Source organism: uncultured Abyssibacter sp., assembly GCF_964000955.1.
Classification (GTDB): Bacteria; Pseudomonadota; Gammaproteobacteria; order Nevskiales; family OUC007; genus Abyssibacter.
In genome coordinates this window covers 1-1,696 of sequence record NZ_CAXFCL010000200.1, presented here as the reverse complement: position 1 = coordinate 1,696, position 1,696 = coordinate 1, and the positions used below count along the sequence as shown (strand labels likewise).

1 protein-coding gene and 1 pseudogene are annotated in these 1,696 nt (G+C 64.6%); both read right to left on the bottom strand.

The genetic code is table 11. The annotated features are described in order from the left end of the window. Positions 1 to 898: pseudogene (gene carB, locus ABNS06_RS09600) on the bottom strand (carbamoyl phosphate synthase large subunit); the annotation flags it as partial. Between the two features lie 40 nt (positions 899 to 938). Beyond that, positions 939 to 1,696, bottom strand: a 758-nt coding sequence (locus ABNS06_RS09595) for a carbamoyl phosphate synthase small subunit (protein WP_348674212.1), incomplete at its 5' end; no start/stop codon positions are given.

The following is a 1,696-nucleotide window of genomic DNA, read 5'->3' as shown; positions in this document are numbered from 1 at the left end:
TTTCGATCACGATCAGGCGACCGGACTTGGGATCGACTGCGAACTGTACGTTCGAACCACCTGTTTCCACGCCGATTTCACGCAGCACCGCAATGCTGGCGCCGCGCATGATCTGGTATTCCTTGTCGGTCAGCGTCTGCGCGGGCGCCACGGTGATGGAGTCACCGGTATGCACGCCCATCGGATCGAGGTTTTCGATGGCGCAGATGATGATGCAGTTGTCCGCCTTGTCGCGGACCACTTCCATCTCGAACTCCTTCCAGCCGAGCAGCGATTCCTCCAGCAACACCTCATGCGTGGGCGACAGGTCCAGCCCGCGCTTCACGATCTCCTCGAACTCGGCGATGTTGTAGGCGATTCCGCCGCCGGAGCCACCCATGGTGAACGACGGCCGGATGATCACCGGGAAGCCCAGCTCGGCCTGAATCCGCCGTGCATCCTCCATGCTGTGGGCCAGCTCGGATTGCGCCGAGGCCAGTCCGATCTCGTCCATCGCCGTGCGGAAGCGCTCGCGATCCTCGGCCATGTCGATGGCATCAATGCTGGCGCCGATCAGCTGAACGTTGTTCGCGTCCAGCACGCCTTCGCGGGCGAGGTCCAGCGCGCAATTCAGCGCGGTCTGTCCGCCCATGGTCGGCAGCAGGGCATCGGGCTTCTCGCGTTCGATCACCTTGGCGACCGCCCGCCATTCCACGGGCTCGATATAGATCGCGTCGGCCGAATCCGGGTCCGTCATGATCGTCGCCGGATTCGAGTTCACCAGAATGACCCGGAACCCCTCTTCCCGCAGGGCCTTGCAGGCCTGGGTACCGGAGTAGTCGAACTCGCAGGCCTGACCAATCACGATCGGCCCCGCACCGATGACCAGGATGGAGTGGATATCTGAGCGTTTCGGCATGCGTTCTAGTTCGCGTCTGGATCGGGGTGGAAGAGTGATTTCACCGGGCGGTGCGCATCAGCGCCGTGAAGTGTTCGAACAACGGCGCCAGATCATGCGGCCCCGGACTGGCCTCGGGATGACCCTGGAAGCTGAACGCCGGCACATCGGTGCGCTCGATGCCCTGCAGGGTGCCGTCGAACAACGAACGGTGCGTCACCCGCAGGTTCTCCGGCAGGCTGGCCTCGTCAACGGCGAAGCCGTGATTCTGCGACGTGATCATCACCTGACCGCTGCGCTCGTCACGCACCGGGTGGTTCGCGCCGTGATGGCCGAACTTCATCTTCGAGGTCCGCGCCCCACAGGCCAGGCCCAGGATCTGGTGGCCCAGGCAGATGCCCATGACCGGGACCCGGCGCTCCATGAGCGCACGGGCGATGGCGATCGCATAGTCACAGGGCTCCGGGTCGCCCGGCCCGTTGGACAGCATGACGCCGTCGGGCTGCAAGGCCATCACCGCGTCGATGTCAGTCACCGCCGGCACGACGGTCACGCGACAGCCCACATCCACCAGACGTCTGAGGATGTTGCGCTTGACGCCGTAGTCCATGACCACGACGTGGAAATCGGCATTGGGTGCCGCCTGCCCCCAGCTTGGCTCGGTCCAGGCGTACTGCTGTGACGTCGACACGGTGCGAGCGAGATCCAGACCCGCCAGACCCGGAAATTCGCGGGCCCGCGCGACCGCCAGTTCGGCGTCATCGGTGTCGGTGACGATGCAGCCGCTCTGGGCACCCTGGTCTCTGAGAATGCGGGTCA